The organism is Paraburkholderia sp. JPY419, from assembly GCF_050435705.1.
GTDB classification, from domain to species: Bacteria; Pseudomonadota; Gammaproteobacteria; order Burkholderiales; family Burkholderiaceae; genus Paraburkholderia; species Paraburkholderia youngii.
Window position 1 is genome coordinate 2,276,785 of the sequence record NZ_JBNDKV010000004.1, and the last position, 23,192, is coordinate 2,299,976.

A 23,192-nucleotide genomic window follows, 5' to 3' on the forward strand; every position below is an offset into this window, starting at 1 on the left:
GATCGAAATGAACTAGGACAATAAAAATCCTTTTTTAGAACACTAGACTGGGCTGCATGGAAAACGATGCGGCCGCGAATCACTGCGTTTATCTGCGACAGCCGTGCCCGCATCGAATGGGAATCGACCACTTTGATGCAGGGCCTCGCGCATGTCCGTTCCATCGTCAGCCGATCTGTCGTTAGCCGACATTTACCGCGCGCGCAGCCGTATCGACGGCCGCGTGTGCCGTACGCCGCTCGTCGAATCACCGAGCCTGTCGGCGCACGCCGGCACGCCGGTCTATCTGAAGCTCGAAACCGTCCAGCCGACCGGCAGCTTCAAGCTGCGCGGCGCGACCAATGCGCTCGCGCAACTGGCCGAGCAGGGCTGCACTCGCGTGGTGACCGCATCGACCGGTAATCATGGCCGCGCGGTCGCGCATGCGGCGCGCGCGCTCGGTATCGACGCAACCGTGTGTCTGTCGCGCCTCGTGCCCGCCAACAAGGTCGATGCGGTGCGCGCACTCGGCGCGCACGTACGGATTACCGGCCAAAGCCAGGACGAGGCGGAGCACGAAGCATTGCGACTCGCGCACGAAGAAGGTTATGCCTACGTGCCGCCATTCGACGATCCGCGCGTGATCGCTGGACAAGGGACGATCGGGCTCGAAATCGTCGAGGCCTTGCCCGATGTCGCGAGCATCGTCGTGCCGTTGTCGGGCGGCGGGCTGTTTGCCGGCATCGCGCTCGCCGCGAAAAGCACGAGTGCCGCGATCGGTTTGACCGGCGTGACGATGGCGCGCGGCGCCGCGATGCACGCGAGTCTAGCGGTCGGTCAGCCGGTGTTGGTCGAGGAAGTCGATACGCTCGCCGATTCGCTCGGCGGCGGCATCGGACTCGAAAACCGCTACACGTATGCGCTGACGCGCGATCTGATCGACGAAACCGGTGCTGCTGGATGAGGCATCGATCGCGCGCGGTATCGCGCATGCGTATCGGCAGGAACGGCTCGTCGTCGAAGGCGCGGCGGCGGTGGGGATTGCCGCGGTGCTCGATCGCGCGCTGCCCGCTGAGCGCATCGCGCGCGGGCCGCTCGTGCTCGTCGTGACGGGCGCGAACATCGATATGGATCTGCATCGGCGGATCGTCGGCAACGAAATATCGCAAGCCGAACCGCCACCGAACCCACATACCGCATCATGACCTCGATCACGCTCCTTGGCGAAGCCGAGCTTCGCAATCTCGTGCCGCTCGATCTCGCGGCTATCGACCAGATCGAAGCCGCCTTTGTCGCGCTCGCGACCGAAGCGGTCGCGATGCCGCCGATCCTGCGGCTCGATCTGCCCGCGCATAACGGCGAAGTCGATGTGAAGACGGCCTGGCTGCCGCGCCTCGACAGCTTCGCAATCAAGGTCAGTCCGGGCTTTTTCGATAACCCGTCGCTTGGTTTGCCGAGCCTGAACGGTCTGATGCTGGTGCTGTCGGCGAAGACCGGATTGACCGAGGCGGTGCTGCTCGACAACGGCTATCTGACCGCGATACGCACGGCGGCCGCCGGCGCGGTCGCGGCGCGCTGGCTCGCGAAAGCCAACACGCCGCACGTCGCGGTGATCGGCGCGGGCGAGCAGGCGCGCCTGCAACTGCGCGCCCTGATGCTGGTGCGTCGCGTCGAACACGTACGAGTGTGGGCGCGCGACGCGGCGAGCGCGCTACGTTTCTCAGCAGAAGCGAACAACACGCTCGGCGTGCGCTGCGACGTCGCGGCCAGCGTTCACGACGCGCTTGCCGAAGCGGACGTGGCGATCACGACGACGCCGAGCCGCACGCCGCTCATCGAAGCCGCCGATCTGCATCCGGGCCTGCACATCACCGCGATGGGCTCGGACGCCGAACACAAGAACGAAATCGCGCCGGCCGCGCTCGCGGCGGCGCGCTACGTGTGCGACCGCGCGCAGCAAACGCGGGTGCTCGGCGAACTGCATCACGCGATTGCCGCGGGCACGATGCGTGACGATGCGGCGATCGTCGAATTGGGTCAGGTGATAGCCAAACAGGCGGCGGGCCGCACGAGCGACACCGACGTGACGATCTGCGATCTGACCGGAACCGGCGCGCAGGACACCGCGATAGCCGCGCTCGCCTTGCAGCGCGCGCGTGCCGCGAAGGCGGGGACGACATTTGGCAACGGCGCGCCGCTGAAATGACGCGCGATCAACGGTAAAACGCCGCACAAGCGGCTCACGAAGGAGTAGCACAGATGCGGGCATCCCCGATTCAACCGACGGTCGATTTCAACGCCGACGGCGAACAGCATGGTTTCCTGAAGCTGCCTCATTCTCACGACGTCTCCGCGTGGGGCGCGGAGATGATCCCCATCACCGTGATCCGCAACGGCGAGGGACCGACCGCGCTGCTAACGGGTGGCAATCACGGTGACGAATACGAAGGGCCGATCGCGCTGTCGAAGCTCGCCGCCACCTTGAAGGCGAGTGACGTACGCGGGCGCGTGATCATCGTGCCGTTCATGAACTTTCCGGCGTTTCGCGCGGGCACGCGCACGTCGCCGATCGATCGCGGCAATCTGAATCGCAGCTTTCCGGGCAAGCCAGACGGCACCGTGACCGAGAAGATCGCCGATTATTTTCAGCGCTATCTGCTGCCGCTCGCCGACTATGTGCTCGATTTGCACGCGGGCGGCCGCACACTCGACTTCGTGCCGTTCGCCGCGATTCACGTGCTGCCCGATGCGACGCAGCAGGCGCGCTGCGAAGCGGCGATGCGCGCGTTCGGCGCGCCGTACTCGATGCGGATGCTCGAGCTAGATAGCGTCGGGCTTTACGACACGGCCGTCGAGGAAGCCGGCAAGGTGTTCGTGTCGACCGAGCTTGGCGGCGGCGGTACCGCAACGGTGCAGAGCGTGGCGGTTACCGAGCGTGGCGTGCGCGGCTTTCTGCAGCATGCGGGGATCATCGAGCAGGACGAATCGAGCCGTAACGCACCACGCACGACCACGCTGCTCGATATGCCCGATGGCACCTGCTACACGACGAGCGAGCACGATGGTCTGCTCGAATTGTGCAAGGACCTCGGCGAGATGGTCGATAGCGGCGAGGTGATCGCGCGGGTTTACGATGCGAATCGCACCGGCGCCGCGCCGATCGAATATCGCGCGCGACGCGCGGGCATGCTCGCGGCGCGGCATTTTCCGGGGCTCGTGCGGATCGGCGATACGGTTGCGGTGGTCGCCGACGTGCTAGAACGTGGCATACCGGTAACGGCCTGAACGCGCGATGAAATTCGACCGCTACGATCTCGCGATTCTGCGCATTCTCGCGCGCGACGGACGCATCACGAAGTCGCGCCTCGCCGAAGAAATCAATCTGTCGATTTCGCCGGCATGGGAGCGCGTGAAGCGCCTGGAAGAAGAGGGCGTGATTCGCGGGTATCGCGCGGACATCGATTGGGTGCGCGCGTTCAAAGGCAGCCGCGTGGTGGTCGAGGTGACGCTGGCGCGTCATACCGCACCGGACATGCGGCGCTTCGAGGAGCGCATCGCGGCCGCGCCCGAAGTCGTGCAATGCCTCGCGACTGGCGGCGGCGTCGACTATGTGATGCACGTGCTGTCGCGCGATATCGACCACTATCAGCGCTTCATCGATACGTTGCTCACCGACGAATTGGGCATCGAGAAGTACTTCACCTATATCGTCACGAAGGTGGTGAAAAGCGGCGCCGAAGGACTGCCTGATTGGGCGGAACAATCGATTGGCGAGAACGGTTGAATGGCGCGATAAGTGCGGTCCAAATACGGTCAAAAGTCCCGCCCGAAAAAACATCAATCACGCGGCGAATTGCAGAAAAAACGCGGTCTTCCAACCACGACAACAAAAAAATCCGCAGTGCCTGAGGACCTACAGTGATAGCAGAGACATCGCACACAGGAGGTCGTCATGTTGCTGGGTCATCCGGTCCTATTCAAATCGCTGTGCTACGTGGATGGACGCTGGGTCCATAGCGCGAGCGCCGCGAGCGTCGCAGTGCAGAATCCCGCGAATCAGGAAGTACTCGGCCATGTGCCGATGCTCGACGCGGCGCAGATCACCGCCGCAGTCGATGCCGCGCAGCGCGCGTTCGACACGTGGCGCTGGGTGCCGGTCGCCAAACGCTCGGCGCTGCTATTGCGCTGGCATGAGCTGATCCTGCGTCATCAGCAGGATCTCGCTGCGATCCTGTCGCTCGAACAGGGCAAGCCGATTGCCGAAGCGCGCGGCGAAATCGCGTATGGCGCGAGCTTCGTCGAATGGTTCGCGCATGAAGTGCGGCGCCTGAATGGGCGCACGATTCCGACGCATATCGATGGCGCGCATCTTGGCACGATCATCGAGCCGGTCGGCGTCGCCGCACTGATCACGCCGTGGAATTTCCCGTGCGCAATGCTCACGCGCAAGGCCGCTGCCGCGCTGGCCGCAGGTTGCACGGTAGTCGCGAAGCCCGCGCACGAGACGCCGTTCTCCGCACTCGCGCTCGCGCAACTCGCCGAAGAAGCCGGCTTTCCGGCAGGCGTGTTCAACGTGGTGCTCGGCGAGCCGCAAATGGCGATGGAAACGCTGGTTTCGGATAGCCGCGTGCGCTCGGTCAGCTTCACCGGATCGACGCGCGTCGGTGCACTGGTGATGCAAACGGCCGCGCAGGCAGGCATCAAGAAGACCGCGCTCGAACTGGGCGGCAACGCGCCTTTCATCGTGACCGAAGATGCGGACCTCGCACAGGCCGTGCGCGTCGCGGTGGCGGCGAAGTTCCAGACCTCGGGCCAGGACTGCTGCGCGGCGAACCGGATCTTCGTCGCGCGTCCGTTGTATGAAGCGTTCGTAGCGCAATACAGCGATGCCGTGAGGGCGTTGAAAGTGGGCAATGCATTCGACCCGCACGTGGACGTCGGCCCGCTGATGCACCAGGCCGCGTTCGACTCGACCGTGCAGCGCGTCGCCGACGCGCGCGAGAAGGGCGCGCGCATCACGGTGGGCGGCTCGGCGCACGAGCGCGGCGGCTGGTTCTTCGAGCCGACCGTGGTGGCCGATGCTGCGCCCGGCATGCGCATCTATGACGAAGAGAACTTCGCGCCGATCTCGGCGGTCACGCCGTTCGATTCGCTCGACGAAGTGGTCGAACGCGCGAACGACACCGAGTACGGACTCGCCGCCTACGTTTGCGCGAAAGATCTGAACACTGTGTTTCAACTGATCCGCCGACTCGACTTCGCGATGGTGTCCATCAACGGCGCGAAGTTTACCGGCGCGCCGATTCCGTTCGGCGGCATCAAGTCGTCGGGGCTTGGACGCGAAGGCGGCGTCGAAGGCTTCGAGCCGTTCGTCGAGACACGTTATTTCTGCCTTGGCCAGCTCGGCTTGCCGGTCAGCGACAGCGCCCCCGCTCGTGCCGCGGCACACGCGATGGCGACGGACGCAACGGCCTGAACCTACTGATTCATTCATCAAGACATCACACGAAGGAGCGACCCATGACTAATTTCGATCAACTGCTGAGCGCCGACCGCGCACATTTCATGCATCCGTCGACGCACGCGCACGATCACGCGAGCGGCGCGCTGCCGGGCCGGATCGTGACCGGCGCGAAGGGCATCCGTATCGAGGACCATCAAGGCAAATCGTTTATCGATGCATTTGCCGGCCTTTACTGCGTGAACATCGGCTACGGCCGCACCGAAGTGGCAGAGGCGATTTACGAGCAGGCGAAGAAGCTCGCGTACTACCACACGTATGTCGGCCACTCGACCGATACGATCATCGAACTGTCGTCGCGCATCATCGACTGGTCACCGAAAGGCATGAAGAAGGTGTACTACGGCTTGTCGGGTTCGGATGCGAACGAAACGCAGATCAAGCTCGTCTGGTACTACAACAACGTGAAGGGCCGCCCGAACAAGAAGAAGATCATTTCGCGCGACCGTGGCTATCACGGCTCGGGTATCGTCACCGGTAGTCTCACGGGCTTGCCGAGCTTCCATCAGTTCTTCGATCTGCCGGTCGAGCGCGTCAAGCACACCGTGTGTCCGCACTGGTATCGCCGCGCGCCGGCGGGCATGAACGAAACGCAGTTCGTCGCGTACTGCGTCGACGAACTCGAAAAGCTGATCGCGCGCGAAGGCGCCGATACGATCGCGGCCTTCATCGGCGAACCGGTGATGGGCACGGGCGGCATCGTACCGCCGCCGGCCGGTTACTGGCCCGCGATCCAGCAGGTGCTGAAGAAGCATGACATTCTGCTGATCTGCGACGAAGTGGTGTGCGGTTTCGGCCGGCTTGGCTCGAAGATGGGTGCGCAGCACTACGGCATTCAGCCGGATCTGATCACCGTCGCGAAGGGTTTGACGAGTGCGTATGCGCCGCTGTCGGGCGTGATCGTCAGCGAGGGCGTGTGGGATGTGATCGATAAGGCATCGCAGGAATCGGGCGCGTTGGGTCATGGCTGGACCTATTCGGGCCATCCGATCTGCGCGGCCGCGGCGCTCGCCAACCTCGACATTCTGGAGCGCGAGAACCTGACGCAGAACGCGGCGCAAACCGGCGCTTATCTGCTCCAGCAACTGCATGCGGCGTTCGACTCGCATCCGCTCGTCGGCGAAGTGCGCGGCGAGGGTATGCTGGCCGCGCTGGAGTTCATGGCCGACAAGGATCTCCGCACGCCGTTCGATGCGGCGCTGAAGGTGGGGCCGCGTGTGTCGGCTGCCGCGATGCAGCGCGGACTGATCGCGCGGGCGATGCCGCATGGCGACATCCTTGGCTTTGCGCCGCCGTTGGTGACGTCGCGCAGTGATGTCGACGAGATCGTCAAGTTGACGCGCGAAGCGGTGGATGAGGTGGCGTCGCAGGTGTTTGCGCCGGCTGCTTCGCTTTGATGAACTGAGGTGTGAGAAAGCCCCGGCTGTTGTTATGCGGTAGGTGGTCGGGGCCTTTGTTTGCTTCGGGTGGTGCTGGCGCTATTGCTTCATGATCGCCCACGGCGCTAGAGCCGCCGCGATAGGATTCATCGCGACCATCGCCTACGATGAGCAAGAGGAAGAAATATCGGTAATCTGCATCGTAGGAACGCGTTCCCCGGTAGTAACAAGCCGCAGACACTTACCTTTCTTCGCATAGTTGAAAATACATATTGGCCGATCTATCGCACAGCTTTCCACTTCTTTGATGCCATTGCGTATTAAAATATTTTCTACACCGATATGTTCGCCGTGCATTTTTGATTGAACAGGATGCCAACCCTTTTGGATTAGAAGTTTCCTGGCGTTCAAAAAATTCATGGCGACTTTTACTTCATCGGCATGAACGATCATGGAAAACACAACTAATAGCCCTGCTGCAATCGGAAGTCTAGTCAATTGTGCCACCGTAATTTTTGTATGACCAGGAAAAAACGTCATAGGTAACGTAGGGCTGCTTATAACGGCCCGGCAACCCTTTACCCTGCGGTAAAGCCGCCCATCTGCGCGACGCGGCTGACAACGCAGTGTTGATATCCCCCGATTTGACCGAGCCAATTGCTCCAATCGAACGAAGAATCTCGATGGCGAGAATGTCTTGGGTATGTGGGCTGAAATCCTTCAGCCCATTTTTTTCGCTCATTTCGCGCCACGTATCGATGTTTATTTGGTATCGACCTGCGGCGGTTGTGATTCCGTTTCTCCATTGGATTCCTCAAGAACTTTCAGGCGATGTCGGGATACTTAACCATCGAAACTGACCAAGTCAACCGCTTTAAATCGAGATAAGACAGTCTTGAAAAACATTGACGGCGACTGCTACGAAGAACCTTTCATTTACTTCGGGCGGAATTGGTGTGAGGCGGTTCAATTTCGATAGAATCCAAGGTTTCGCTGACCGATCGTGTTTCGCGCAGATCACCGCCCACGATTTCGTGCTGGTGTCTGTCGAGAAATCGGATCTTCGTGTCGATTATCAACGTAACTGGGACGTCACCGTGGGAGCTATGCCAAACGGCTTGAAATTTATACGGTCCGATCCGAGCGCCGCTCATATGCGGCATTGTCGCGCTATCTATTCTGTCTCCCCATCCCGTATCTGTAACTGAAAAGTTTTCAGTTATGAACTGTTCAAATTGAGCGCGCGCCTTGAGCATTGGAGCAATGTCGCCGTGAAAACTGACCGATCCATCCGCATGAGCGGTCGGAATCAATAGCGCTCCGACCAGCGTAGCCATATATCTTTGAGCACAGATCCTTTTATTCAAGATTCAAGATCCAGAAGATCTGGACGAGCATGCCTTTAAATCTATGCCGTGCTTTAGTCCTCCCGGAACGGACTCCGGTTGCCCTTGTTCCGCAGGTCGTATCGTCACACTATCGATATGCTCTTCAATGCGGACTGCCTTAGGCAAATTTCCATTGACCTTCCTGCCGCGCGAGTCGATGAAATGTATACGCGTGTTTATCGTCAGAACTACTGGTTTTGAACCTGAATTCCCGCGCCAGTTTGCCCACATCGAGTAAGGCCCGATTCTGGAACCCCCTAAAGCCTTCGATTGAACGTCTCCAATTCGCGTTCCCATTGAATCGCTGACGATATCGAAGTTGCAGAGAACGAGTTCTCTTAAGTCTGCGTTCTGATTTAATAGCGGCAGGATAGATGAATCGAAATCGACTGAGCCCGTACCATCTAGTGCGAAAGCAGTAAGCGGGAGACACGACAAGAGCGGAAGCAGTCGTTTCATTTCATAGCCCAGAAAATTTGACGCGGCGAGAGCCGACAGCGTTGTGACGATGCATTGGCACGCTCCTCCTCGGATGGCGGCGGCTTTGCGCCGCCTTGTCACTGACGGCTATAGGTACATGGACCCGCATCAGAACCGCTGGAAATTGTGCTTGCTCGGCAAGATGCTGCTTCGTAGCGACCGCTTCTCTGATTGAAGCGAAACTGGGTTGTGTAACACGTTATCGCCGTACAAGCCGTCTCTGCGATGTCTCGCATTCCACCATGCTCCACTTGCAAGATCTGAAAAACATCAGCGTTTCCTTCATGCAGGATGCGCCCGTTAGAAACAAGCCAGTGCTGGAATTGATGGGCGCCATAGAAAGGTGCGAAATACGGGTCCAAGGTGGGCCGCACGAATCGGATTTCCCGCCCCCTAAGGCTAATTGGGACGGTCTTCCATACGAGCCTTGCGCTTGGGTCCTTCGGTATCTCGCCCGCTTGTGCATAGCCAGTTAAATCCTGCGCTCGCTCTTCATGTTTCATCAATGCGCTTGCGAACGCATGAGTGACGTGATCCCATCCGCTCGTTGAGTCTTCAGTTCGATTCTCGAACAAGATTTGTGAGGCAACTGCATGGCCAGCCGTAAGGCCTGCGAGTAGTAGCGCGATAGCAGTATTTTTCATTTTGGTGTCCCACCGCCCGCAATAAACCAAGCCTTCAGAGTCGCAAAGTCATGAACCTGAAAGGACACCCATTCATGAGGCTTTAGCTTCTCAATGGCATGCTTAATGTTCCCGGCTATCACCGAGTCAATTACATTGTGGACGCGAACGTCTTCAACCGCGATAAGGTCCTGAGTGTGCGGAGAAAAATCGTCGAGACCCATCGCCTTCTTGCCATGTTCGGTCCACGCGGCCCTGTTAATCTGGTACAGACCGGCAGCGGTAGTGTGTCCATCTTCACCCGGCCCCGGGTGAGTTGATTCGTCGGTAAAGGTCCACGTCGTATTTCCCGGATACCACCCGTACTTCGCGTGATAGTCGCCGCCTTCAGATTTCCCAATCATATAGAGGAACGCCTTGACGTTGGCATCTTTGAAATATTCCTCGTTCTCTTCGAGGCGCGTCTTCTGTCGTGACGCAACGCGAACCTGTTTCGCGGCGCTGTCGGCGGTACTCGTCGTCGTTCTTCGCGCGGCATGGTCGAGATGCTTACCCGACGGGGAGATTACGGTCTTAGGCATGTTTCGCCCCGTTGCAATAGATATTGATTTCTTCAGCCGAACTGGTCATGGAAAGACGGTGCGTATAGCCGCTCGCGTCGGTCACTCCATGTTCTATATCGCCGCTTGCCCGTTCGACGGCATATTCAACGTTGACTAAAGGCTTACCCGTGTGAGTGTCGAGAAGTTGGAATTGCTCGTTGTAGTTGATACGCCTGGTGACCGGGGTGCGTCCGCGACAATCACACGCCCATGCGTAACCTAGCGCTTTGGCCATGTCGTAACCGGTTGATAGCGAACGCAGCCGATCAAAAGGAAAGAACTCTCCGGTTTCTGCATTCAAAGCCTGCGCCGACGGCACCGGCGGGAAGTTGGCGTAGATCGAATAGGTAATGCGACAAAGGTCACAGACGTCCTCGTCTTGGGTCTGCGTTCCAGTGCCTTCCCGAATCTGTTTCTCCATTGGATTCCTCATGAATTCCCAGGCGATGTCGGGATACTTAACCATCGAAACGGACCACGTCAACTGCTTTAAATCGAGATAAGACCGTCTTGAAAAAAAATTGACGACAACTGCTACGCGCAAAAAAAGCCCGCCATGAGGGGCGGGCTCGCAAATGGACAATGCGCGGCTAGAGCTGCGAAGGGCCGCAATACATCGGCCAGTGTTTTAATCGCAATGAGAGTTAATGCGAAGCTTCGTCGCCGTAATGCCGATCCGGAATCACAACGATATTCCCCACGAAGCGCTTTTCCATAAACCGCGTCTGCGCTTCATGAAACTTCGACAGCGGATAAGTCGCTGCGAGAACCGGCCGAATCGTACCGCTCTGAATATAGTCGAGCACGCGTTTGAACGCGCCGCGCGTGCCCTGCGACGATCCATTCAACTGCAACTGCTTCAGATACATCGTGCGCAAGTCAAGTTGTACGACCGGCCCCGCGATCGCGCCCGCGGTCGTATATCGCCCTTCTGGCCGCAGCACGTTCAACAGCTTGCCGAACAGCGCCCCGCCAACCAGATCCGCAACCACGTCGACGGGCCGGCCGCCGGTCATCCGTTCGACGTCCGCGATGAAATCGCCGCTGTCGCGCAGCATCACGCCTTGCGCGCCGAGCGCGAGCACCGCTTCTTCCTTGCCCTTGCTGACCACCGCATACGGAATTGCGCCGCGCGCACGGCACAGCTGAATAATGGCCGAGCCGACGCCGCCGGACGCACCGGTAATCAGCACCGCTTCGCCGCGCTTGACGGCTGCGCGCTCGATCATCTGCTCGCCGGTGTGATAAGCGCACCAGAACGTCGCGAGCTCGGCGTCGGAATAGCTGGAGTCGACGCGATGCGCGTTGTCCGCGGGCACGGCCGTGTATTCAGCGTACCCCCCGTCGCGGCCGTGGCCGATGTAGTCGATATCGGCGAGGCTGTCGTCGTCGCGGTTGTAGATCGACGCGTCGACGATCACGCGCTCGCCGATCCGCGCATCGCTGACGCCGCGACCCACCGCGACCACGCGGCCGACGATATCCGCGCCCTGAATGCGCGGAAACGTCAGCGTCGAGCGGCCGCGTCGCCACGTCGAAACCGCTTGCGGGTCGTCGTCGGTGCCGTAGGCGCCCTCGCGGACCCACACGTCGGTATTGTTGAGACCGCATGCGGTCACATCGATCAGTACTGCGCCGGCCGCACAGAACGGCACCGGCACGTCGCCGCGATAGACCAGTTTGTCGAGGCCGCCGTGCCCGGTCAGCACGATGGCCTTCATCGTTTTCGGAAGCATGCTTCCCCTCGTGTTGAGACGGGCATCGTGCTCCGCGAGTCGATGCGGGCACGACGCCCGTGCGCTTACGGTTTCACGAACAGCTTGCGTGGCGTGCGGCAGAAGGTCTCGACACCGGTCCTGGTGATCAGGATGCTCTCGGTGATTTCGAGGCCCCAGTCGTCGAGCCACAGGCCCGGCATGAAGTGGAACGTCATGCCGGGTTCGAGGACGGTCTTGTCCCCAGGACGCAGGCTCATCGTGCGCTCGCCCCAGTCCGGCGGATAGCTCGCGCCGATCGGATAGCCGCAACGGCTGTTCTTCTCGATGCCGTATTTATGCAGCACCGCGAAAAACGCATTGGCGATGTCCTCGCAGGTATTGCCCGGTTTCGCCGCGGCGAGCCCGGCCTCGATTCCTTCTACCACCGCGCGCTCGCCCTCGATGAAATGCTTCGGCGGCTTGCCCAGATACATGGTTCGCGACTGCGGGCAGTGATAGCGCTTGAAGCAGCCGGCGATTTCGAAGAACGTGCCGGCGTCCTTCGCGAACGGCGTGTCGTCCCAGGTCAGATGCGGCGCGGCCGCGTCGGCGCCGGTCGGCAGCAGCGGCACGATCGCCGGATAGTCGCCGCCATGACCGTCGATGCCGGTAATGCCTGCCGAGTAGATCTCCGCGACGAGGTCATTCTTGCGCATGCCGGGCTCGATTCGCTCGACGATATGCGCGTGCATCTTCTCGACGATGCGCGCGGCCACCCGCATGTACTCGATCTCGCGCGGCGATTTGACCGCGCGTTGCCAGTTCACGAGGCCGGTCGCGTCCTGCCATTTGGCGTCCGGCAGATGCGCGACGAGCGAGCGGTAGGCGGCGGCGCTGAAATAGTAGTTGTCCATTTCGACGCCGATCTTCGCGTTGGCCCAGCCGCGCGCCGCGATCACCTCGCGCGCGAGATAGTCCATCGGATGCCTCGCGGTGGATTGCACGTAGTGGTCCGGATAGCCGACGATCTGATCGTGCTGCATGAAGACGGTGCGCTTTGCACCATTCGCGTCCTGACCGCGGCCGAACCAGACCGGCTCGCCATCGAGCGCGAGCAGCACGCACTGATGCACGTAAAACGACCAGCCGTCATAGCCGGTGAGCCAGGCCATATTGGTCGGGTCCGACACGATCAATAGCTCGATGCCGGCCGCCTGCATGGCCTTGCGCGTCTTGGCAAGACGCGCGGCATATTCGTCGCGTTCGAACGGCAGGCGCACGACGGGCACCTCAATTCGCGATTTCTGTTGCGTCGTATCTGACATCTTCCCCTCTCTCTGAGCGTGACGTCGTTGCGGGACGTGGCGCGCGTTGCACGTGAATGCGGCGCCACGGGTATTTCTCGCCGCAGTCTAATGCCGCGAAAAAACGCCTCCGAATGTGCTAGTTCAATGTTGGTGACGTCATCGGGGCATGCTGTGGTCTTGTTGCAGTGCACCCTTCGCCCGCCTTCGCCGGCGCGGCAAAAAGAATTGTTCTAGAGCAATCCGGTTTGCAAATATGGCTGCGTATTCTGGTCCGCATCACTGGCATTTCCGGCGCCGCAGCCGCATTCCATTGACTCAAATCACGTACGACGAACGGGATCGAATCGATATGAACACTGCGCGAGTTACCGATCTATTGAGCGCTTCAGGCATCGCCCCGGCAAGTCTTTCCTCCGAATGCACGGCCACGCCCGCAGGCACTCAGGCGCGCCGCGAACAAAGCCCCGCGAATAGGCCATTGATCCGACTCGACCGGATCACGAAACGATATGGCGCGCTGACCGTGCTCGACGAACTATCGCTCGACGTGATGCCCGGCGAGAAACTGGCGCTGATCGGTCCGTCGGGATCGGGCAAGACGACGATCCTGCGCATCCTGATGACGCTCGAGACGATCGATGGCGGCCATATCGAGGTGGACGGCGAACAACTGTTTCATATGCCGCGCGGCGGCCAGATGGTGCCCCCGAACGAAAGGCATCTGCAGAAGATGCGCGAGAAGATCGGCATGGTGTTTCAGCACTTCAATCTGTTTCCGCACAAGAGCGTGCTCGACAACGTGACGCTCGCCCCAATGCTGACGAAGGGCGAGAGCCGCAAGTCGGCGGAGAAACGCGCGCTAGAGCTGCTCGACATGGTCGGCATGGCCGATAAGGCGAAAAGCCGTCCCGCGCAACTGTCGGGCGGCCAGAAGCAGCGTGTGGCGATTGCGCGGGCGCTCGCGCTCGCGCCGCGAATCATGCTGTTCGACGAAGTGACGTCCGCGCTCGACCCCGAACTCGTCGAGGAAGTCCTGAACGTGATGCAGCGGCTCGCGCGCGAAACCGATATGACGATGCTACTCGTCACGCACGAAATGGGCTTCGCGCACGATTTCGCCGACCGCGTGCTGTTCTTCGATCGCGGCAGGATCGTCGAGGAAGGCAAGCCCGAGGACATCTTCACTCATCCCGTGCATGAGCGGACCCAGACCTTCCTGCGCAAGATCCTCGCCGCGGGGCATCGAATCTGAGCCGAGCCGCAACAGATTGTTTTTCCATGCTGCACATCACCCACTACTACGTCATACCACTACGCCAAAGGAGCCAGAGATCATGAAGCTGAAGAGGATTCTGATTGCGGGAGGGTTGTCTCTGCTGACGCTCGCGAGCCTCGCATATGCCGCCGACGACAAGCTCACGCAGCTGCGCCAGCAAGGTTTCGCGCGCATCGCGATCGCGAACGAACCGCCGTTCACCGCAGTCGGCGCCGACGGCAAAGTGACGGGCGCGGCGCCCGATGTCGCGCGCGCGGGGTTCAAGAAGCTGGGCGTCAACGACGTCGTCGCGTCGGTCTCCGAGTATGGCGCGATGATTCCGGGCCTCGCGGCCGGGCGGCATGACGCGATTGCGGCGGGGCTGTTCATGACGCCGCAGCGTTGCGCGGCTGTCGCCTATTCGCAGCCGGTGCTGTGTGCGGTCGAAGCGTTCGCGGTCAAGAAAGGCAATACGAAGAGCATCAAGACGTACGAGGAAATCGCGAAAGATCCGAAAGCGGTGATCGGTGTGGAAGGCGGCACGACCGAGCAGAAGCTCGCGACCGCCGCGAATATTCCGACCGATCGCGTGATCATCGTGCCGGACGGGCAAAGCGGTCTGAAGATGCTGCAGGACGGCCGCATCGACGCATTCGCGTTGCCGCTTCTTTCGATCACCGATCTACTTTCAAAGGCGAAAGACCCGAACCTCGATTCGATCGCGCCGGTGCAGAACACGCCGGTGCAATGCGACGGCGTCGCGTTCCGCAAGCAGGACACCGCGCTGCGCGATGCGTTCGATGTCGAGCTGAAGAAGATGAAGGATTCCGGCGAGTTCGCGAAGATCGTCGAGCCCTATGGCTTCTCGGCGAAGGCGGCGATATCGGCGAGCCGCGAACAACTGTGCACGGCGAAGAACTGAGGCCGCGATAGCACGCCATGCGCGCGGCACGGTCGCGCGCATGGCCCCCGATACATTGCGCGCGAGGTGCGTCGATGAACCACTGGTCCGGTTATTTGGAGCTGATTTTGCAGGGGGCGCGGACAACCGTCGAACTGACGCTGATGGGCGCGGTACTCGCGCTCGTAATGGCGTTCGTCGCGGGGCTCGGGCGTCTGTCGCGCTTCTTCGTGGTGCGCGCGTTGGCCACGTCGTATATCGAGTTCTTTCGCGGCACGTCGATATTCGTGCAGCTGTTCTGGGCGTACTTCGTGTTGCCGATGGTCGGCCTCACGCTGACGCCGCTGCAGGCCGGCGTGCTCGCGCTTGGGCTTAACGTCGGCGCATACGGCGCCGAAGTGGTGCGCGGCGCGGTCGCCGCGATCGGCCACGAGCAGCGCAGCGCCTGCATTGCGTTGAATCTTTCCCGCTATCAGCGCATGCGGCACGTGATCCTTCCACAGGCCTTGCCGCTGATGCTGCCCACCTTCGGCAACAACGCGATCGAGCTACTGAAGGGCACGGCCGTCGTGTCGCTGATTTCGCTCGGCGACATGACCTTCCAGGCGCAAGTGGTGCGCTCGCAAACCGGCAATACGTTGATCCCGTTCGCGACGATTCTCGCGCTGTACTTCGGCATGGCCTGTCTGATCTCGTTCGGTATGCGCAAGCTGGAAAGCCGGATGAGTTTCGGTCTCGACCGCATCAGGAGATAGACGTATGGAATGGGACTGGAGCTTCGTGCGAGAGATTCTGCCGCTGCTGCTGCAAGGATTGGAGATCACCGTGCTGGCTACCTTGCTGGGCGCGGTAGTGGCCGCCGTGGTCGGCATGGTGATAGCCATGTTGCGGCTCGCACCGAATCGCGTGGTGTCGCGCGGCACATCGGCGATTGCGAGCTTTATTCGCGGCACGCCGCTGCTGGTGCAGCTGTATTTCGTGTTCTACGTGCTGCCCGACATCGGCATCCGGATGCCGGCGCTCGCGGCCGGTGTGCTCGCAATCGGCGCGCATTACGCGACATATGCGGCCGAGGTCTATCGTGCCGGCATCGAAAGCATTCCGCGCGGGCAATGGGAGGCCGCGAAGGCCTGCAATCTGAGCCCCGCGCAAACCTGGCAGCACGTAATCTTGCCCGAAGCGGTGCCGCCGATGGTGCCGGCGCTCGCCAATTACCTGATCTCGATGTTCAAGGAAACGCCGCTGTTGTCGGCGATCACGGTCCTCGAATTGATGAATCAGGCGAAGATCATCGCGAATACGGATTACCGCTATCTGGAGCCGATGACGCTGGTCGGTGTGCTGTTCCTGGTCATCAGCCTGATCGCGGTGGCCTGTGTGCGCGTCCTTGAAAAGCGCTTTCCGGCTCCGGGGCATTGAACGATGCAAATAACTATTCGGCAGTTCGAGCGCGCGCCGAATTTGATCGAACGCGCTTTCGAAAAACGTATCGGCCTCGTGATTCTCGCGACCGATCACACCACCGAGCCGGATTTCGCGGCACTCGTTGCGAGCGAGCGGATCGGCATCTACGTGAATCGCGTGCCGTATGCGAACCCGGTCACGCCCGACAATCTGCGCGCGATGCAACCGTCACTGTCCGCGGCCGCGGCGCTGATCCTGCCCGACGAAACGCTCGACGTCGTGATGTATTCGTGCACGTCGGCATCCGTGATGATCGGTGATGCGCAGATCGAGCGCGCAATTCATGCAGCGAAGCCATCGGCCAGAGTGGTCACTCCAACGACTGCCGCGGTCACTGCGCTCGACACGCTCGGCGCGCGGCGTATCAGCGTGCTGACGCCGTACACCGCCGAAACGAGTGGGCCAATGGCGGAGTACTTTGCCGCACAAGGCTTCGCGATCGATCGCTTCTCTTGCGTCGGTTTGACCGACGACCGGGAGATGGCACGGATTTCGCACGACGATATCGTCGCCTTTGCGCGCGAAGCGACGGCGCGGGACTCCGACGCGCTGTTTATCTCGTGCACCGCTGTGCGAGCCGCGCGGATCATCGCGCGAATCGAAGAGGCTACGGCCAAGCCGGTGGTCAGCAGCAATCTCGCGACCGCATGGATGTGTTTGCGGCTGTGCGGCGAGAACGACGCGAGGCCGGAGCAGGGGCGTTTGATGACGCTGCCGTTGCTGATGCGCTGATACGAATGACGTTGGGCTTTCAGCCACTCAGTGGCTTGCGCCCGACGTTAGCCGTTCGATCATGTTGCGGATCGCGCGCATCTGAACGCCCTGCTGATCGGCGAAATGTCGGCCGGTATATCCCCACCAGTCCCAGCATCCGTTCGGGTTGGTTGTTGGAATCGATACCGCCTGCGGATATAGCACGACGATCCGGTTGTTGTCCGCCCATTGCGTATAGCCCGCGTGTCGGACGAACGTTGTGCCGTAGGAGAGCCCAGTCGGTGAGCCGAGCGGGACATACGCCTGCCCCTGCCGGCAGCCGTGCAGCGCAACGTGCAGCCGGCACGGTGCCCCGGCATTGCATGCGCTCGGTACATACAGCCATCCGGTGGCGTCCATGCCCGTCCTGCGCAAAAAGCTCGCTGGCTGGCTGGCCGGTAGATAACGGCTCTGATCGAAGCGGACGAAGCGTCCCGGTGGCGTTGCCGCGGCAGGCGGCGCGAGCGGAGCAGGTCCGTAGATCCAGCCCAGTATCTGCTTCGCGCCATCGACATCGCACTTGCCGATGAAAGGCGATTCGCTTTTTGCGCAGGCCACGCCATAGTCGATGGTGGGCATCGTGTGGCCCGCATCGGCAATGCCGATTTGAGTCATGTTCTGTGCCGGCACGCCGAGTGCCGCATAGAACGCCTGCAACTGGGCGACGATGGGCGCAGGCACGGTCGCATCTTTCGCTCCCGATATCGTGACGATTCGTTGGCCCATGATCCAGGCGACATCGTCGTTCAGGCGACTGGCCGAAAACGTCCTGGCCATCGAGACGAGCCGTGGCACATTGGCGCTGTCAGGCGAGACCCGGCAGGCGCTCGCCGGTCGGATGGTGCATGAGCACCGGGTGGTGGCGATCAGAAGGCTGTTTCGCGAGCAATAGTACGGACCGGCCGCAACGACGCCCACGCCCTTGATGATCGACGAGTACGCGACCGCCAGTTGCACCGCCATGAACCCTCCCGCCGAGAGGCCGGAGACGGAGGTCTGCGAGATATCGATGTTGAGCGCCGGCAATGGCGGATAGCTGGCCGCGTCGGCGTGACACCCTGCCGATGGCATCGACAAAGCGGTGACACATATGCAGAGCGCTGCTTTCACCGGTTGGCCTCGCACTCGAATGCTTATCGATAGAACGAACGACGGCTTGAAATTTTAAAGCGTGCATTGCACCCGAATCGTGTTGTTTTTCCCGATCGCGCACGACGTATCGCCGACGCACGCGTACGGATTACCGCATCCAGTGCGGGCTTCATGGAAAACCCCGATGCCTGCATCGTCCTAGAACATCGTTGCAGAAGCGTGCCGCCGGTATCTTGGATTCGGGCGACGTTGCCTGTGTCGCATAGAGACATCCCAGGAGGAGACATGCATTACGCACATTCATGGACCGCGCAGAGCGCGCAACCGCAAGCGCAAGCGCGCAGCTTGCTGCGACGCGCGATCGCCGCATCGGCGCTCGGCAATGCAACCGAGTGGTTCGACTACGGTATTTACGCCTATGGCCTCAGTTACATTTCGGCCGCGTTGTTCCCCGGCAGCACTTCACAGGCTACGTTATTCGCACTCGCGACGTTCGCCATTTCGTTTCTCGTGCGTCCGTTAGGCGGCCTGTTCTGGGGGCCGCTCGGCGATCGCCTCGGCCGCAAGCACGTGCTCGCTTTGACGATCATTCTGATGTCGGTCGCAACGCTGCTGGTCGGACTCGTGCCGACTTACGCAAGCATTGGCTGGTGGGCGCCGACGATCCTTGTCGTGCTGCGAATGATCCAGGGCTTTTCGACGGGGGGCGAATATGGCGGCGCGGCGACTTTCATGGCCGAATACGCGCCCGACAAAAAGCGCGGCTTTTGCGGCAGCTTCCTCGAGTTCGCGACGCTGTCGGGCTTCTCGCTCGGCGCGTTTCTGATGCTCGGCTGCTCGGTCGCGCTCGGCAACACGGCGATGCATGCATGGGGATGGCGTTTGCCGTTTCTGATTGCGGCGCCGCTCGGCCTGATCGGCTTCTATCTGCGCTCCAAGCTCGAAGACACGCCGGTCTTTCGCGAGCTCGAAGAAACGATGCACAAGGAGCAGCATAGCTGCGTCACGCTGAAGGCTTTGCTGAGCGACTATTGGCGACCGCTGATCCAGCTCGGCGGACTCGTGGTTGCTTTGAATGTCGTCAACTACGTGCTGCTCGCCTATATGCCGACCTTCATGCAGAAGCAGCTTGGCATGAGCGACAACATGTCCCTGCTCGTGCCGCTGATCGGCATGCTCGCGATGATGGTGTTCCTGCCGTTTGCGGGCACGTTCTCGGATCGCGTCGGACGCAAGAACGTGTGGTGGTTTTCGCTGGTCGGCCTGTTCGTCGCGGCGATTCCGATGTTCCTGCTGATGAAGCTCAGCGTGACCGGTGCGTTCATCGGCTTTGCGGTGCTCGGGCTGTTGTACGTGCCGCAATTGGCCAGCATCTCGGCGATGTTCCCCGCGATGTTCCCGACCCAGGTCCGTTACGCGGGGATGGCGATCGCGTATAACTTGTCGACGTCGATTTTCGGCGGCACGGCGCCGATGGCGAACGAATGGCTGGTCGCGCATACGGGCAATGCGCTGGTGCCCGCTTACTACATGATGGCGGCGTGCGTCGTTGGTGCGATTGCGCTGGTCTTCGTGCCTGAAACGCGCGGGTGTTCGTTGCGCGGGCAAGGCATTCCGGGGAAGCAGGAAGTGCTTGGTTGAGGTGACGTGGCGTGGCCGAGCGCATATCGATGCGGTTCGGCCGCGCGTGTTCGATTGAGTGTTTATTTCAGCTGGCTTTCCGCGAGCCTCGACTTCAGCAGTTCATATTTCTCCCGCGACGTATCCGCGAACGCCGCCTCACGACTCGAACGCGTATCGTCGAATGGAATCGGCTCGGCAAACTGGCTGACGGTCAGATCCCATCTCTTGCCGCCGATCAGGTTGTAGAAGTGCGTGCCGCCGGACGTACGCGTCGTCAGAATCTCGCCACCGAAGCAGTCCTGCACGATCAGAGACGTCACGCTGCAATGATTCTGCGCCGGATTCGTCGACAACCACGCGTGAGTCGGGCTCGACGTATCGGCGGCCCACACACGTGCAAGGGCGCGGTAAAGATCGATGGGCGTCGCAAAGGTCTTCGATACGGCTGGCGTCTGTGCTTCCTGCGTCATGGCGGCAATCCTTCGTTCGATGAGCGGATAAGGTCGTGGAAAACAAAAAGCCCCGTCGTTGCCGGCGGGGCTTTCTCGCGCATGCCGCTGCGAATGATGTCTAGCGGCGTATGCGTATGCGAGTCCCCACAGGGAGTCCCACGCGGGTATGCGCATGATGATGCTTTGCGAGCGAGTGGGTCCTGAGGGCTTGCATAGTGAGCGAGTGTGCCTTCGATCGCGCGACGCGTCAACGAATCGTCGATAACTGCGTCGCGCTGAGCGTGATTACGACTTCGTGCCGCTCAGAATCGCGAGGCTCGGGCAGTAATGTGTCGCGCTCAAATACGCGGCCTGCTGCGAACGCACGCCTGCACTGTTCGACGTCGGCGGATCGATGAACACCTGCGCGTTGTTCGATCCCGCCGGTGCGGTCAGCGTCATCGTCACTTTCCACCAGTTGCCGGCTTTCACCGCGCTCAGCGCCGTTGCTTGTCCCGCGCCCCACGTGCCGCGCACGATCGCACCGGTGTTCGTGTTCAGCACCCAGCCGAACTCGGTGCCGCTCGGGTCGTCGGTCTGGATCGAGCCGCCGGGGAATACCGTTGCGTTGGTGGTGGCGAGCACATAGTCGGTGAAAGTGTACGACTGGCCGCCCTGTACCCGGATCACTTCGTGGATGTTCGACACGGACGAACCATTCGTGCTCGTGACCGTCGCGGCGCCAAGATTGACCCCGGAGAGGTCGGTAGCGGGCACGGCAGTGCCGCCGTTCGACTGGAACCACGCATCCGGCGTCGCGAGACTGAGCGGCGAATTGATCAGATTGTTCGCGTAGCAGGCCGACGTGGCAGCGTCGGCCGGCGGTCCGTAGAAGCTTGCGATGCTCGACTGGATCGCGTTGTCGGTCGTATCGGACGTCGCCTTGGTGATGATCGCGCCTTCGAAGAACTGGATCGGCGCGGCGCTGCCGTCGCCGCCTTCGCCGAGCGACAGACCGCCTTGCCATTGGCCGTTGAATGCGTGACCGGCATCGTTGCCGAAGATCAGCGCTTCAGGCGGCGCCTGATCGTACAGCGCTGTCAACACGCTTTGCGAAGCGGAACCGCCTTTGACCGCGAATAGATTCAACGCGTTGACCGGCGAGTACTTCGACAGCACCGTGACGAACTTCTCTTCCGCCGGCTGCTGCGGGCCGTACAGATAGACGCCGGCTTCGGCATCCACACCCGGCCAGTTCGTATCGAGTGCATCGCACACGGGGTCCTTCACGTTCGACGGCTGAATCGAGTCGCCGTCGCAATAGCCGAATACGGCCGCGTTGCCGTTCGAGAACGCGAGCGCGAACATTTCGCCTTCGATTTCGCCGTGCGCATAGGTGCTCGGATTCGCGCTGCTTTCCATGTTGCCGTAGGTGCCGCAGCAGGTCGACGATTGGCTGTAGTGCGCGCCAGCGACCATGTACTCGGCGATTTCGCTATCGCCGATCGACTGGTTCACCGTGCCGAAGCGTTTGCGATAGGCCTGCCCGGCGAGCGTGCCGAGAGCCGCAATCTGGACACCGTTCGTCGTGACGAACCCGAGCTTGGCCGGTGTGCCGGGCAGCGCTGGCAAGTCGTTGCCGATCGTCAGTTGCTGCGTCGGTGTCTGTGCGGTCAACGCGGTCGGCGGCTGAAGCAGTTGCACGGTCAGGGTGCCGGAGGTGCCGGGCAGCGTGATCGTCGCGAAGCCGTTGAGCACCGGTACCGTGGTCGTTTTGCTGCCGTTCTTGACGCTTAGCGATTCGGTGCCGTCCTGGTTCAGCGTCAGCGTCGCGGGGACATTACCGAACGCGCCGTTCTTCAGCGGCGCGACCGGATCGATCTGGTCGTAGATGTAGGTAACCGAACAGGTCGTGTTGTCGCAGAAGGATTGCGCGCTCTGCACATTAGCCGAGCCGACCAGCGAGCGGTCGCCGCCCTTCAGCGTGCTGTTGGTGTACGGATAGACGTCGAGCGTCGTGTTGTCGGACGCGCGTTGAATCTGGAACAGTGGGCCCGTGTAGTTCTTCGTCAGCAGCCGGGTCACGCTGTGCGCGGCGGAGCAGGGCGTGTTGGCGGTTGCAGCGGCGTCGCAGGGCAGCGGCGGAGTCGTCGAGTTGTTGTTCGCCGATGCGTTCGAATTCGATTGCGATGCGTTGCTGGATACCGCGGCGTTCGAGGTGGCCGCGTTCGCCACCGGCGATGTCGATACGCCGCTATTGTCGCCATTACACGCGGCGAGTCCGACGACCATCGCCAGCCAGACCGCCACTAATCTTATTCTTCTGGACATCATGACCTCCTGTTGAACCGCTGATCGATTGGAAATACCTATTGTTGGTTGCTCCGCAAGACGGCCGCTGGTGCTGGCGGCTAACGCCGGCAGGTAATAATATTAGTCAACAGTATCGATTTGCCGGCATGGGGTAATCCCGCATGCGGGCCTTAGGTGAATGAAAGAGTCAAAGCTGGATGCGGAGTACGCATTCCGCATACATGCGGGGCTTTACGGAATTATTACTAATATTTTGGCCGGTGCGACACCCGCGGCATGCTGCCGCGATGACGTGATTGCGAGCGCCGTGGCGAATCAGCGCGACGCCGTGAAGCGAGGGGAATAGAAATGAAAGTGACGCGCGGCGAATCAGAGCTTCAACCG

At 61.1% G+C, this 23,192-nt stretch carries 22 protein-coding genes and 1 pseudogene; 13 read left to right on the top strand and 10 right to left on the bottom strand.

Going from position 1 to position 23,192, the window contains the following annotated elements; genetic code table 11:
- Positions 1–151 precede the first annotated feature (151 nt).
- From eutB to QFZ91_RS38895, 6 genes and pseudogenes are all read left to right on the top strand, one after another.
- A pseudogene (gene eutB / locus QFZ91_RS38870) lies at positions 152–1,184 on the top strand (hydroxyectoine utilization dehydratase EutB).
- Positions 1,181–2,185 (top strand): cyclodeaminase, encoded by a 1,005-nt coding sequence (locus tag QFZ91_RS38875; RefSeq protein ID WP_429536521.1) that lies wholly within the window; start codon positions 1,181–1,183, stop codon positions 2,183–2,185. Before eutB ends, QFZ91_RS38875 begins: the two are co-directional and overlap by 4 nt.
- A 53-nt stretch (positions 2,186–2,238) precedes the next feature.
- Positions 2,239–3,264, top strand: coding sequence for a N(2)-acetyl-L-2,4-diaminobutanoate deacetylase DoeB (doeB, locus tag QFZ91_RS38880; protein ID WP_429570527.1), 1,026 nt, complete (start codon positions 2,239–2,241; stop codon positions 3,262–3,264).
- A 7-nt stretch (positions 3,265–3,271) separates the two neighbouring features.
- Positions 3,272–3,763, top strand: coding sequence for an Lrp/AsnC family transcriptional regulator (locus QFZ91_RS38885; protein ID WP_013092605.1), 492 nt, complete (start codon positions 3,272–3,274; stop codon positions 3,761–3,763).
- Positions 3,764–3,931: 168 nt separating this feature from the next.
- Positions 3,932–5,455, top strand: coding sequence for an NAD-dependent succinate-semialdehyde dehydrogenase (locus tag QFZ91_RS38890; RefSeq protein WP_429570528.1), 1,524 nt, complete (start codon positions 3,932–3,934; stop codon positions 5,453–5,455).
- A 44-nt stretch (positions 5,456–5,499) separates the two neighbouring features.
- Entirely contained in the window at positions 5,500–6,897 is a 1,398-nt protein-coding gene (locus QFZ91_RS38895; RefSeq protein WP_429570529.1) for an aspartate aminotransferase family protein, read from the top strand.
- 144 nt (positions 6,898–7,041) lie between these two features.
- Here QFZ91_RS38895 and QFZ91_RS38900 read toward each other — a convergent pair whose 3' ends face one another.
- The 7 genes from QFZ91_RS38900 to doeA form a co-directional block, all read right to left on the bottom strand.
- Positions 7,042–7,377, bottom strand: a complete 336-nt coding sequence (locus QFZ91_RS38900; RefSeq protein WP_429570530.1) for a hypothetical protein — start codon at positions 7,375–7,377, stop codon at positions 7,042–7,044.
- Positions 7,370–7,621 carry a hypothetical protein gene (locus QFZ91_RS38905; RefSeq protein ID WP_429570531.1) on the bottom strand — a complete coding sequence of 84 codons (252 nt, stop codon included), beginning with the start codon at positions 7,619–7,621 and terminating at the stop codon, positions 7,370–7,372. The genes QFZ91_RS38900 and QFZ91_RS38905 overlap by 8 nt, the downstream gene beginning before the upstream one ends.
- 190 nt (positions 7,622–7,811) lie before the next feature.
- Positions 7,812–8,216, bottom strand: a complete 405-nt coding sequence (locus QFZ91_RS38910) for a hypothetical protein (protein WP_429570532.1) — start codon at positions 8,214–8,216, stop codon at positions 7,812–7,814.
- Between the two features lie 1,171 nt (positions 8,217–9,387).
- Positions 9,388–9,951 (bottom strand): paar repeat-containing protein, encoded by a 564-nt coding sequence (locus QFZ91_RS38915; RefSeq protein WP_429570533.1) that lies wholly within the window; start codon positions 9,949–9,951, stop codon positions 9,388–9,390.
- A complete protein-coding gene (locus QFZ91_RS38920; protein WP_429570534.1) occupies positions 9,944–10,393 on the bottom strand; it encodes a hypothetical protein in 450 nt (149 codons plus the stop codon). Before QFZ91_RS38920 ends, QFZ91_RS38915 begins: the two co-directional genes overlap by 8 nt.
- A 223-nt stretch (positions 10,394–10,616) precedes the next feature.
- The gene (locus tag QFZ91_RS38925; RefSeq protein WP_429570535.1) at positions 10,617–11,708 is read right to left on the bottom strand and encodes an alcohol dehydrogenase family protein; all 1,092 of its coding nucleotides are present in this window, start codon (positions 11,706–11,708) and stop codon (positions 10,617–10,619) included.
- A 65-nt stretch (positions 11,709–11,773) separates the two neighbouring features.
- Positions 11,774–12,994: an ectoine hydrolase DoeA gene (doeA, locus tag QFZ91_RS38930; RefSeq protein WP_429570536.1), complete on the bottom strand. Its 1,221-nt coding sequence runs from the start codon at positions 12,992–12,994 to the stop codon at positions 11,774–11,776.
- A gap of 331 nt (positions 12,995–13,325) precedes the next feature.
- Here doeA and ehuA point away from each other — a divergent pair, with 331 nt between their 5' ends.
- From ehuA to eutA, 5 genes are all read left to right on the top strand, one after another.
- Positions 13,326–14,228 carry an ectoine/hydroxyectoine ABC transporter ATP-binding protein EhuA gene (gene ehuA / locus QFZ91_RS38935; protein WP_429570537.1) on the top strand — a complete coding sequence of 301 codons (903 nt, stop codon included), beginning with the start codon at positions 13,326–13,328 and terminating at the stop codon, positions 14,226–14,228.
- A gap of 82 nt (positions 14,229–14,310) precedes the next feature.
- Positions 14,311–15,153: an ectoine/hydroxyectoine ABC transporter substrate-binding protein EhuB gene (gene ehuB, locus QFZ91_RS38940; RefSeq protein WP_429570538.1), complete on the top strand. Its 843-nt coding sequence runs from the start codon at positions 14,311–14,313 to the stop codon at positions 15,151–15,153.
- Between the two features lie 74 nt (positions 15,154–15,227).
- On the top strand, positions 15,228–15,887 hold the full coding sequence (gene ehuC / locus QFZ91_RS38945) for an ectoine/hydroxyectoine ABC transporter permease subunit EhuC (protein WP_429570539.1): 660 nt from the start codon (positions 15,228–15,230) through the stop codon (positions 15,885–15,887).
- A 4-nt stretch (positions 15,888–15,891) separates the two neighbouring features.
- Entirely contained in the window at positions 15,892–16,551 is a 660-nt protein-coding gene (gene ehuD / locus QFZ91_RS38950) for an ectoine/hydroxyectoine ABC transporter permease subunit EhuD (RefSeq protein ID WP_429570540.1), read from the top strand.
- Positions 16,552–16,554: 3 nt separating this feature from the next.
- Positions 16,555–17,328, top strand: a complete 774-nt coding sequence (gene eutA, locus QFZ91_RS38955; protein ID WP_429570541.1) for an ectoine utilization protein EutA — start codon at positions 16,555–16,557, stop codon at positions 17,326–17,328.
- Between the two features lie 27 nt (positions 17,329–17,355).
- Here eutA and QFZ91_RS38960 read toward each other — a convergent pair whose 3' ends face one another.
- Positions 17,356–18,420: an extracellular catalytic domain type 2 short-chain-length polyhydroxyalkanoate depolymerase gene (locus QFZ91_RS38960; RefSeq protein ID WP_429570542.1), complete on the bottom strand. Its 1,065-nt coding sequence runs from the start codon at positions 18,418–18,420 to the stop codon at positions 17,356–17,358.
- A gap of 306 nt (positions 18,421–18,726) precedes the next feature.
- On the opposite strand from QFZ91_RS38960, the gene QFZ91_RS38965 reads away from it, so the two are divergent.
- Positions 18,727–20,082 (top strand): MFS transporter, encoded by a 1,356-nt coding sequence (locus QFZ91_RS38965; RefSeq protein WP_429570543.1) that lies wholly within the window; start codon positions 18,727–18,729, stop codon positions 20,080–20,082.
- Positions 20,083–20,144: 62 nt separating this feature from the next.
- On the opposite strand, the gene QFZ91_RS38970 is transcribed toward QFZ91_RS38965, so the two are convergent.
- Positions 20,145–20,534: a YunG family protein gene (locus tag QFZ91_RS38970; RefSeq protein ID WP_429570544.1), complete on the bottom strand. Its 390-nt coding sequence runs from the start codon at positions 20,532–20,534 to the stop codon at positions 20,145–20,147.
- Positions 20,535–20,801: 267 nt separating this feature from the next.
- Entirely contained in the window at positions 20,802–22,580 is a 1,779-nt protein-coding gene (locus QFZ91_RS38975) for an arabinofuranosidase catalytic domain-containing protein (protein WP_429570545.1), read from the bottom strand.
- 25 nt (positions 22,581–22,605) lie between these two features.
- Between QFZ91_RS38975 and QFZ91_RS38980 the strand changes: the two genes are divergently transcribed.
- Positions 22,606–22,842: a hypothetical protein gene (locus QFZ91_RS38980; protein WP_429570546.1), complete on the top strand. Its 237-nt coding sequence runs from the start codon at positions 22,606–22,608 to the stop codon at positions 22,840–22,842.
- Positions 22,843–23,192 lie beyond the last annotated feature (350 nt).

Coding starts and splice junctions, on each gene's coding strand:
- QFZ91_RS38875 (WP_429536521.1), top strand. CDS start 1,181: ATGACCTCGATCACGCTCCTTGGCGAAGCCGAGCTTCGCAATCTCGTG.
- QFZ91_RS38965 (WP_429570543.1), top strand. CDS start 18,727: ATGCATTACGCACATTCATGGACCGCGCAGAGCGCGCAACCGCAAGCG.
- ehuD (WP_429570540.1), top strand. CDS start 15,892: ATGGAATGGGACTGGAGCTTCGTGCGAGAGATTCTGCCGCTGCTGCTG.
- QFZ91_RS38905 (WP_429570531.1), bottom strand. CDS start 7,621: ATGAGCGAAAAAAATGGGCTGAAGGATTTCAGCCCACATACCCAAGAC.
- QFZ91_RS38920 (WP_429570534.1), bottom strand. CDS start 10,393: ATGGAGAAACAGATTCGGGAAGGCACTGGAACGCAGACCCAAGACGAG.
- QFZ91_RS38890 (WP_429570528.1), top strand. CDS start 3,932: ATGTTGCTGGGTCATCCGGTCCTATTCAAATCGCTGTGCTACGTGGAT.
- QFZ91_RS38915 (WP_429570533.1), bottom strand. CDS start 9,951: ATGCCTAAGACCGTAATCTCCCCGTCGGGTAAGCATCTCGACCATGCC.
- doeA (WP_429570536.1), bottom strand. CDS start 12,994: ATGTCAGATACGACGCAACAGAAATCGCGAATTGAGGTGCCCGTCGTG.
- QFZ91_RS38960 (WP_429570542.1), bottom strand. CDS start 18,420: ATGCCATCGGCAGGGTGTCACGCCGACGCGGCCAGCTATCCGCCATTG.
- QFZ91_RS38885 (WP_013092605.1), top strand. CDS start 3,272: ATGAAATTCGACCGCTACGATCTCGCGATTCTGCGCATTCTCGCGCGC.
- ehuB (WP_429570538.1), top strand. CDS start 14,311: ATGAAGCTGAAGAGGATTCTGATTGCGGGAGGGTTGTCTCTGCTGACG.
- doeB (WP_429570527.1), top strand. CDS start 2,239: ATGCGGGCATCCCCGATTCAACCGACGGTCGATTTCAACGCCGACGGC.
- ehuA (WP_429570537.1), top strand. CDS start 13,326: ATGAACACTGCGCGAGTTACCGATCTATTGAGCGCTTCAGGCATCGCC.
- ehuC (WP_429570539.1), top strand. CDS start 15,228: ATGAACCACTGGTCCGGTTATTTGGAGCTGATTTTGCAGGGGGCGCGG.
- QFZ91_RS38910 (WP_429570532.1), bottom strand. CDS start 8,216: ATGGCTACGCTGGTCGGAGCGCTATTGATTCCGACCGCTCATGCGGAT.
- QFZ91_RS38895 (WP_429570529.1), top strand. CDS start 5,500: ATGACTAATTTCGATCAACTGCTGAGCGCCGACCGCGCACATTTCATG.
- eutA (WP_429570541.1), top strand. CDS start 16,555: ATGCAAATAACTATTCGGCAGTTCGAGCGCGCGCCGAATTTGATCGAA.
- QFZ91_RS38970 (WP_429570544.1), bottom strand. CDS start 20,534: ATGACGCAGGAAGCACAGACGCCAGCCGTATCGAAGACCTTTGCGACG.
- QFZ91_RS38925 (WP_429570535.1), bottom strand. CDS start 11,708: ATGCTTCCGAAAACGATGAAGGCCATCGTGCTGACCGGGCACGGCGGC.